At 58.7% G+C, this 8,609-nt stretch carries 8 protein-coding genes; 7 read left to right on the plus strand and 1 reads right to left on the minus strand.

Features of this window, described 5'->3' with window-relative positions:
- Nucleotides 1-78 precede the first annotated feature (78 nt).
- Together IEV62_RS17800 and IEV62_RS17805 are read left to right on the plus strand one after the other, a co-directional pair.
- Nucleotides 79-852: a hypothetical protein gene (locus IEV62_RS17800; RefSeq protein ID WP_188449892.1), complete on the plus strand. Its 774-nt coding sequence runs from the start codon at nucleotides 79-81 to the stop codon at nucleotides 850-852.
- Nucleotides 853-1,287: 435 nt separating this feature from the next.
- Nucleotides 1,288-2,445, plus strand: coding sequence for a tyrosine-type recombinase/integrase (locus IEV62_RS17805; protein WP_188449894.1), 1,158 nt, complete (start codon nucleotides 1,288-1,290; stop codon nucleotides 2,443-2,445).
- Here IEV62_RS17805 and IEV62_RS17810 read toward each other — a convergent pair.
- Nucleotides 2,406-3,023 (minus strand): hypothetical protein, encoded by a 618-nt coding sequence (locus IEV62_RS17810; protein ID WP_188449896.1) that lies wholly within the window; start codon nucleotides 3,021-3,023, stop codon nucleotides 2,406-2,408. The two genes, IEV62_RS17805 and IEV62_RS17810, sit on opposite strands and share 40 nt — an antisense overlap.
- 270 nt (nucleotides 3,024-3,293) lie before the next feature.
- Here IEV62_RS17810 and IEV62_RS17815 point away from each other — a divergent pair, with 270 nt between their 5' ends.
- The 5 genes from IEV62_RS17815 (at nucleotide 3,294) to IEV62_RS17835 (ending at nucleotide 8,000) form a co-directional block, all read left to right on the plus strand.
- Nucleotides 3,294-3,536, plus strand: coding sequence for a helix-turn-helix domain-containing protein (locus IEV62_RS17815; protein ID WP_188449898.1), 243 nt, complete (start codon nucleotides 3,294-3,296; stop codon nucleotides 3,534-3,536).
- On the plus strand, nucleotides 3,533-5,305 hold the full coding sequence (locus IEV62_RS17820; RefSeq protein WP_188449900.1) for a bifunctional DNA primase/polymerase: 1,773 nt from the start codon (nucleotides 3,533-3,535) through the stop codon (nucleotides 5,303-5,305). Before IEV62_RS17815 ends, IEV62_RS17820 begins: the two co-directional genes overlap by 4 nt.
- A 45-nt stretch (nucleotides 5,306-5,350) precedes the next feature.
- Nucleotides 5,351-5,695: a hypothetical protein gene (locus IEV62_RS17825; RefSeq protein ID WP_188449903.1), complete on the plus strand. Its 345-nt coding sequence runs from the start codon at nucleotides 5,351-5,353 to the stop codon at nucleotides 5,693-5,695.
- Between the two features lie 524 nt (nucleotides 5,696-6,219).
- Nucleotides 6,220-6,630, plus strand: a complete 411-nt coding sequence (locus IEV62_RS17830) for a hypothetical protein (RefSeq protein WP_188449905.1) — start codon at nucleotides 6,220-6,222, stop codon at nucleotides 6,628-6,630.
- The gene (locus tag IEV62_RS17835; RefSeq protein ID WP_188449907.1) at nucleotides 6,627-8,000 is read left to right on the plus strand and encodes a phage terminase large subunit; all 1,374 of its coding nucleotides are present in this window, start codon (nucleotides 6,627-6,629) and stop codon (nucleotides 7,998-8,000) included. Before IEV62_RS17830 ends, IEV62_RS17835 begins: the two co-directional genes overlap by 4 nt.
- The last annotated feature ends 609 nt before the right edge of the window (nucleotides 8,001-8,609 follow it).

Below are 8,609 nucleotides of genomic sequence, written 5' to 3' on the forward strand. Positions count from 1 at the left end.
CACGCAGGCACTCGACCTTGGGCTATCTCAGCCCCATGGACTTCGAGAAGCAGGCTCATGTAGTCTAACTTGGTGTCCATGGGACCGGCAGCAACTCAGCGCGCGGCATTGGAGCCCGTCGCCCAGCGGCTGCTCCACCAGTTCAAGGAGGCTCAAGTCCGTTATAAGGCGGCTCAGGCCAACAAGGACAAAACCGCCCAGGATGAGGTGCGGGATGAGATGAACGCCCTGCTTTTGTTCAAGAATGACATGGGAGGCTTCGTCCACCTCTACACCTTCCTGTCACAGATCTTCGACTACGCCAGCACCGATATCGAGAAGCGGTTCCTGTTCTTTAAGCGCCTCTTGCCCCTGCTGCAATTCGGCCGCGAACGCGAAGGAGTAGATCTCTCAAGCGTAAAGCTCACCCATCACAACCTGAAAAACGAGGGTAAACGCGCGTTGTCCATCGGCGGCGACGACTTACCGAAACTGCCGCCGATCACCGGCGTTGGCTCGGGTAGCGTCCAGGACAAGCAAAAAGCGCTGCTGGCGGCGATCATTGCCAAGGTAAATGACCTGTTCGAAGGCGAGCTGACTGACGACGATCAGCTCATTTACGTGAACAACGTCATCAAGGGGAAGCTGCTCGAATCTGAATCCCTGCGATTGCAGGCGCAGAACAACACCAAGGCTCAGTTTGCTGCCTCCCCCACTTTGGCAGCCGAAATCCTGAACGCGGTGATGGATGCACTGACCGCCCACGAGACGATGAGCAGCCAAGCTCTCAACAGCCAGAAAGTCCGCGATGGGCTGAAGGAAATCCTCCTTGGGCCCGGACAGCTCTACGAGGCACTTCGCGACCCCGAGTAGCGAACACGGCTTTCTGCGGGACTAAAGCTACCCCCGTCTCGAGGGTCGGCTGCGAACTTCGAACCGGTGAATTGCGGTTTAGCCGATTGGGAAAAATGCCTGGGCAGGCGGGCGAGATAATGGTCGAGGGAAGCCCGGTTTCTGAGCAAAATGTGCGTGGTACCCTTCGCGGTCAAACGCAATGCTACCTATTTGCTACTTAAAGAAATAGCGCATCCCACCGCTCTTTGGCTAAGTCATTGAAAAATATGGTGGACGCACTTGGGCTCGAACCAAGGACCCGCTGATTAAGAGATCAGGAATCTGAGGAGAATATAGGTCGATCAGGGTAAATGTTGGTTCGCAAGGGCTGTTTTTAGCGACATCTAGGTCAACCTGAGGTGCTCGAAGAGAGCACATTTACGGTGCTCAGGCCGGTACTTTTCGGAGACCAAGATGGCCGTTGTAAATCTCACCGAGGCGCGAATCCGTGACCTTCCCATGGGTTCAGGCATCCACCGCGACGAGCAGGTAAAGGGTCTCATGGTGATTTGTCATCAGACCTCCCGCACTTACGCCGTCCAGGGCGATGTCCGTCGCAACGGTCGTCACATCCGAACAGTACGAATGAAGATCGACAGGTGCGACCGGATCGGCCTGCGCGAGGCACGCAATCGAGCCAAGGCCTTGATGAGCCAAATCCAGTCGGGCATCGATCCCACTGCTGGGCCGGACGAAAGTGGCATCACGCTGGAACAGGCCTTGGACGCCCATCTATCCGAGCGCACTTACAGCCCGCGCACGAGCGAGGGGTACAAGTATCACTTGGACCGCTACCTCACAAAGTTTCGGAAGCGGGCTGTGACCGACATCACCCGCCAGGAGGTTCGAGAGCTTTACGATACCCTCAAGCGGAAGCACGGACAGACGACGGCCGGCAGCGTGATGCGAACGCTCCGAGCGACCGTGAACACGGCCATGAGGATCGACGAGACTATCGGTGGCAATCCGGTAGCAGCACTCCGTATTCCGACACCGAAGCGCCGTGAGGTCGACGCGCTCGATCTGACCGCATGGTGGCTGGAAGTGGAAAAGCTGCCGCCCACCCGACGCGACCTGCATATCACCTTCATGCTGACCGGCGCACGTCGAACCTCGTTGCTCAATGTGCGGCGCGACGATGTCGATTTTGAAAAGGACGTGCTGACGTTTCGGCACATGAAGGTAGGCGGCGCGATGATGTTCCCGATGGGTCCGCATCTCGCCGCCCGCCTCAAGGCGCGAATGGCCGAGGACGAACCACTGGCAAGCGAATGGCTGTGGCCGTCAGCGACCAGCAAGTGCGGCCACACGATGGAACCCAGGGACGACAGATTGCCGAGCCCGCATGAGTATCGTCACCTTGCCCGCACGCTCCTTATCGCAGGAGGGGTGCCATACGCCGAAGGAGCGCTGTTGCTCGGTCAAAAGTTGCCGGGTGCTTCCGGTGGTTATGTTCACGCCGAGCACCTCGTTGAGCATCTGCGAAATCATTCCCAGGCGCTGGAGGATTTGGTCTGCGATGGGAGGGGTAATTATGAAAGACTTTGCAAATCGCTCTCGAAGGCGGCGTAGTCCCGCCAGCCTAAAAGGGACACAATTTCAAAGCCCATGCTTCGATCGGTGTAGTCACCAAACACGGCGTCGGCAGCGGCCAGCTTGTCGAAAACAGCCGTTACCCCTTTTCCGAAACCACCCTCCTCCCAATGCAATCCTTGGTTTCGTCCCATCCAAATGAGTTCAGAAAGGCAAATCCCATGTACATCTCTCCCAGGCGGAGATCCTTTAAGGTCGCCGTGAACGACGGAAATTCCTTGTTTTGCAAAGTGTAGGATTGTGCTGCTCATAGCGGACCGTGAAAAGGCCCGCGCATCTTCCTGCTGGCGTAGTGCGTCGAGCTCCTTGCCAGCGTGATAGGTCTCCTTATCAACCCCAAAATATGTGTCCCAATGAAGCGCCGTGGCAAGCCCATCTTCGTCCGCTTCGTCGACCTGCAAAATTTCCTGAACGCGCTGATAACCGTCGGTGGTCGCGGCCTCTAATTTTGCAACCTTGGCCGAGATCACGTTGACGTTGTCATGCTCAACCCACACGGCAGGTATGAACGTTTGCACAGCATGGGCCATTTCGCGAAGATATTGAGACATGTCCATCTGCCGACCTTAGCCAGAAAATATATGATTTGACCAGTCTGCTGCAGTTGCGGCGCGTCAACAGATTTCGATTAGTGACGTTGATATCTGATTCATAATACCGGGCGTAGTAAGCCCCAGCCGCGCGGTTCGGGACGCCCTTACGAAGGGGCAGCGCGGTAGGTCCTGACCGATACCCTCCCTAAGCCTAGCCTATGTAATTATCAATTTTTGAAAATCGGTCATTCCCATCAATCCACCGCCAATTGGCGGTCGTGAAGGAATGAACGCATGTCCAACGATCTCGCAGAGATCGTCGAGGGCGCCGTAAGGCGTGCCCTTGGCGATTGCATCAATGCCTCGCCTTGGAAGGATAGCCCACAGGCCGCAGTTTACTTGTCCTGTTCACCCGGAACCTTGAAGACTTGGCGCTCGCGCGGCGAAGGCCCGGCTTATCAAGTGGTCCAATGCAAGCTGGTCCGTTACCATGTCACCGATCTGGACGCCTTCGTACGTGGAGAGGCTGCCCGATGAGCGAAATACATCACACATCGGCCTTGCAGCCGTATTTAGGTCGCTACGATCTGATTCCGCTGACCGGCCGCGCCGAGTTGCGCAACGGTAAGCCGGGTGGGAAGCAGCCAGCCGTCTCGAATTGGCGATTGGTAGCCCCTTTGGAACCGAACGAAGCTGCCGACCATATGGCGATGGGCAAAAACATAGGTGCCAGGCTGGCGCCCACCGACCTCGTGCTCGATGTGGATCTGCGCAACGGTGGCGACGTTTCGCTCGCGCGCCTATCTACTGATCTGGGCATCGATTTTGACGACCATCCGTTCGTCATCACCGGATCGGGCGGTCGGCACATCTACCTGATCAAGGCGGCAGACATGGCCGTTGCGGGCAAGATCGTGGGATATGAAGGTATCGACATCAAGACGCATGGCGGGTTTGTCGTGGCGGCTGGATCGGTACACGCCAATGGCAAGGCATATCGGTGGAACGACGATCCGCTCGCTGTGCCGCTGTCATCCATCCAGGCTGCGCCCGAGGGACTTCTGGATTTGATAAAGCGCAGCGCTGTCAGCAGCGATGTCGAACCTGGCCAGTTCGATGCCGATCAGCTCGCAACCATGCTCGCCAAGCTCGACGTGACCGAATTCCAAGAGGAGGTGAAATGGCGTGAGCTCATGATGGCCAGTCACCATGCAACGGGTGGCGCCGGCGTCGACGTATTCCTCGATTGGTCGTTAGCTGACCCCCGCTATGCGAGCAGCGCCGATGAAATCCGCATGCGCTGGAACAGTCTCGATGTTAAACCCAACAGCATCAAAGTCGGCACGCTGTTTAAGGCGCTTACCGATGCCGGCCATCGGGACGTCGTCAATGCCGTGACGGCTGTCAGTGACTTCGAGGGGGTCGTGGAGGAGCCGCACGACGTTTCGGACGATATCGTCAGGCCGAATGTTCAGGTCCAGATCGCCGATCGCTTCGTATGGGTCGCCGATGCCGAGTGTTTTGTAAGGTGCGCCGACACCAAGCGATTTACAGCGCAGCAGTTCAAATCGCTGTACGCGGGCGCGTGGCCAGAGGGTGACATCCTTACAGCGATATGGCGCGATAAGCTGCCAATGCGGAAATTCGAGTCCATGGTCTATCTGCCGTGGGAAGGCGAGGTCGTGGCCAATACGCACGGGGGCCAGTCCTACAATCTCTGGCGAGACTGCAGCGTCGAACCCAAGCCGGGCGATGTGTCCATTTTCCTGGAGCATATGGCCTATCTGTTTCCAGATGAGGTCGAGCGCGAGCAAGCCATCGACTACCTCGCGCTGCTTGTCAGGAAGCCCGCCGCCAAGATCAATTTCGCCATGCTAGTCCGAGGCGTGCAGGGCACTGGTAAGAGCGCGCTGGGCACGTTGATTGCCAGGATGATCGGGGAGGGTAATGTCACCAGGCCGACCAACAGCGTAGTGGTGGAAAAGTACACTGACTGGCAGGTGGGCGCGCAACTGGCGATCATCGAGGAGCTGATGGCTTTGGGTAGGCAGGAGGTCGCCAACCGCTTGAAGCCAGCTATCACCGACGACTATCTCAGCATCAGGCCGATGTACGGCAAGGCGTACACAGTACCCAATCGCTTGAACTTCATCTGCTTCACCAATCACGACGATGCGCTTCCGATTGAAAAGGGCGACCGTCGCTGGCAGGTGATGTTCTCCCCAGCGGTTCCAGCCGGTGAAGAATACTATACCCGATTGTTCGCTTATCTGGATGGCGATGGCCCAGCCCATGTCGCCGATTAGCTTGGGAAGCGCGAAGTCAAGCTCAACCCCAAGGGGGTTGCGCCCATGACGAAGGGCAAGGCGGAGATGCGGTCGATGTCGATGGGTGACGCGGAGCAGCACCTGACCGACCTGCTTGAGGCCAGGTCGGCCCCATTCGATTTCGGGCTCGTTCGACTTGACGACATCATTACCGCTGTACCCGAGCGTTACACGCGCCAGCCTAGGAACATTAGGAACAGGTTGATAAAGTGGTTGAAGGACGACGCCAACGCAATTCAGTTGGCGCGGTACAAGAAGGGTGACAGGCCAGCCATTCAGCTTTGGTCGGTATATGACCATGAGCATTGGGAGGCGAAGGGTGCTGCGGCCTGCAACGACGCCTATGTGAAGCGCAACCCTCTCATGTGATCGTTGACCAAGGTAGACAGTAGACAGGTAGACAAGCTCTATTTTTCTTATTTTATAAATCCATATCCTTCCGGTGTTGACCATGATGGTGGCCACGATGGCCGGATTTAGGAAGAAGCGGAAACAGCGCGTCTACCTGTCCACCCAGGCCCGCCACGCTATTCACGATGAGAAAGACCCTGGCCGACCACGGCAGGGTGAAGCCTTCGCCTCAATACATTTGATAGCCTGGAACCGCGGCAGGATCCCGGCAATGACGGCGTCCCGAGGCGCAGAAGCCGCGGCAATAAAAAGCCCAGGCCGCTGCATATGCTCCATGCCCAGGCCGGCATGGCTGGATGCGTTGCCACGCGCCAGACCCACTGATTTGAAATTGGGTCACGGCGGCGGGAAAGGGATTCAAGATCATGCACTTGGACGACGACGGGCGCGATGAGCACCGGGCTGAGCACCGATCTCAAGCCACAGACCATCGTGTCGAAGGGGAGGGCGGGGCCCTCTCCCCCATGGGGGGCGGGGGGCCTATGGCGCTGGACCCGCGTTCGGATCGCAGAAAGTACCTTATCCCAAACAAGGATATAGGCACCGTCCTCGATGCCTGTCGGCGCGGCGTCTCTGAGGTCCGGATCGCCCGAGGCCTCGGCATCAACTTCCGAACGTGGCAGCGGGTGAGGGTCGAAGACGAGCGAGTGGGTTCCGCCCTGGCCGAGACCCGCACCTTGGAAGAGGACGAGCTCGTTTCCCTGCTTATGGATAAAGCGCGCGGCGGGGAGACCACGGCAATCATATTCGCGCTCAAAGGGCGGCACGGCTACCGCGATCATGGCACGCCTACTGTTGCCGCCGAAGCCCGCGTCAACGTCACGATCAACCTGCCGGCCGCATCCGCAACCGTCGAGGACTATGCCCGCGTGATTGAGGGGCATGCGTCGTGACCGATCGCCATCAGGATGAGCAGGTGGTCGAGGCCACGCCCTATCAGCAGCGCGTGCTGTCTGTGCCCGAGTCCATCGACCTTTTCCTTGGTGGCGGGCGGGGAGGTGGCAAGTCGCATTGCAAGGCATTGCTGATATTGCGGCACATCGAGCAATACCGCGATCGGGCACGCGTTCTCTACGTGCGCAAGACCTATAAGGGTCTGTCGGACTTCGAGCTGGTCCTTCGACAGCTCTTCGGTGCTGCCTATGGCTCGGCGGCCTCATATAACGCATCCGAGCACGTTTTCAGGCTCCCATATGGCTATGTCGAGCTTGCCCAGGTCGATAGCTTCGCGGCTTACGATAAAGTCCAGGGTCGCAGCTTCACGATGATCCTGGTCGACGAGGTCACGCAGTGGGCCACGCCGCAGGTGATCGACATGCTGCGCTCCAACCTTCGTGGGCCCAAGGACATCCCGCTGCGAACCGTATACGCGGGCAATCCGGGCGGGGTAGGGCACCAGTGGGTAGCGGCGCGCTATGTTCTCACCGGGAAAGCCTGGGCACCATTCCCGACTGCGTCGGGTCGCCCGTGCGTGCACGCGCCGAGCACGTTTCTCGACAATCCGCATTTGGACGGTGACGACTATCGCCTCCAGCTTCGCGCCGCCTGCGCGGGCGATGACGAGCTTTTTCGGGCCTGGACCGAGGGAGACTGGTCGGTGGCACGCGGAGCCTTCTTCGCGGGCTGCCTGTCGCCTGAGCGGTGTGCGATCGACCCATGGAAATCGGTCCCTTATGGCTGGCGGACCCACCTTGCGCACGATTTCGGTTCCTCTTCGCCATCGGCGACATACTTGCTAGCAATCTCACCTGGCGCCACCGGACCGGATGCTTGCTTTTACCCCCGCGGTTCCATCGTCGCGCTCGACGAACTGGCAACGACACGGCCAAATCGCCCGTCTGAGGGCCTTGGATGGACCGTGCCCCGCCTTGCCGAAGCGATCCGTGACATGTGCGGCAGATGGTCAGTCAAGCCCAGCGGCGCGGCTGACGACGCCATATTTGCGCGCGCTCGCGGCCATAGTGCGGCGACCATCGCGGATGAGTTCTCGCGCTCGGGTGTCACTTTCTATCCGGCCGGAAAGGGATCGCGCAAAGCGGGCTGGCAGCGGATGCGCACCTTGCTTTCGCAGGCAGGCAAGCCCGACCTGCCCGGTCTCTATCTCAGCAGGTCCTGCGACTATGCCTGGGAGACGTTGCCTGTCTTGCCGCGCGATCCGCGTGACATCGAAGATGTCGACAGCGCCGCGCCGGATCACGCCGCCGACGCCATTCGTTACGGGATCGGCTGGCGGCAGCCAAGAGCGCAGCAAGGGGTTTGGTGAAACGAGGTTGTTGATCTCGATAGAATGCAATATCCAAATGCCCGATGCCCTCTTCAAGTACGCTTCCTCTCCAAATCCACCAAGCGATCGCTTCGCTCTCTCCCAAACTGCTGAGTAGATCAGGTGCGGTTTTCTACACCGGCAAAGAGGCGTTTTCGGGTTCCCGAGCACTGTATGTCTTGGGTCTCAATCCCGGTGGCGATCCCGAAATTCAGTCGGAAGAGACGATAGCGCACGACCTTGACGACTTTGCTAGTCGCCCCGGCCCATGGTCCGCATATGCAAATGCACGATGGGCAAATGCCGAGCCTGGCAAATGGGGCCTGCAACCCCGCGTCCTTCACATGCTACGCGTCCTCGGCCTCGACCCGCAGGCTGTGCCAGCTAGCAACACCGTTTTTGTTCGAACCCGAAGCGAGGCGGCCCTGAAACTGGACAAGGCAGAGTTGCTGGCTGAGTGCTGGCCGATCCACCACGCGGTCATCGAGGCCTTAGGGGTCAGAGTGGCTTTGTTGCATAACGTCGCGAGAGCATAACCGCGCTTTTACTTGAAGATGTTATGAGAGGCGGACGGTCACCGGTGTTCCTATTTCGGAGAAGCGATTCAGG

The sequence above is a fragment of the Sphingomonas psychrolutea genome, from assembly GCF_014636175.1.
In the GTDB taxonomy this organism is placed as follows: domain Bacteria; phylum Pseudomonadota; class Alphaproteobacteria; order Sphingomonadales; family Sphingomonadaceae; genus Sphingomonas; species Sphingomonas psychrolutea.

Bases quoted from the DNA above. Each gene is read 5' to 3' on its own strand.
- IEV62_RS17830 (WP_188449905.1), top strand. From the start codon at position 6,220: ATGGCGCTGGACCCGCGTTCGGATCGCAGAAAGTACCTTATCCCAAAC.
- IEV62_RS17825 (WP_188449903.1), top strand. From the start codon at position 5,351: ATGACGAAGGGCAAGGCGGAGATGCGGTCGATGTCGATGGGTGACGCG.
- IEV62_RS17805 (WP_188449894.1), top strand. From the start codon at position 1,288: ATGGCCGTTGTAAATCTCACCGAGGCGCGAATCCGTGACCTTCCCATG.
- IEV62_RS17800 (WP_188449892.1), top strand. From the start codon at position 79: ATGGGACCGGCAGCAACTCAGCGCGCGGCATTGGAGCCCGTCGCCCAG.
- IEV62_RS17815 (WP_188449898.1), top strand. From the start codon at position 3,294: ATGTCCAACGATCTCGCAGAGATCGTCGAGGGCGCCGTAAGGCGTGCC.
- IEV62_RS17820 (WP_188449900.1), top strand. From the start codon at position 3,533: ATGAGCGAAATACATCACACATCGGCCTTGCAGCCGTATTTAGGTCGC.
- IEV62_RS17810 (WP_188449896.1), bottom strand. From the start codon at position 3,023: ATGGACATGTCTCAATATCTTCGCGAAATGGCCCATGCTGTGCAAACG.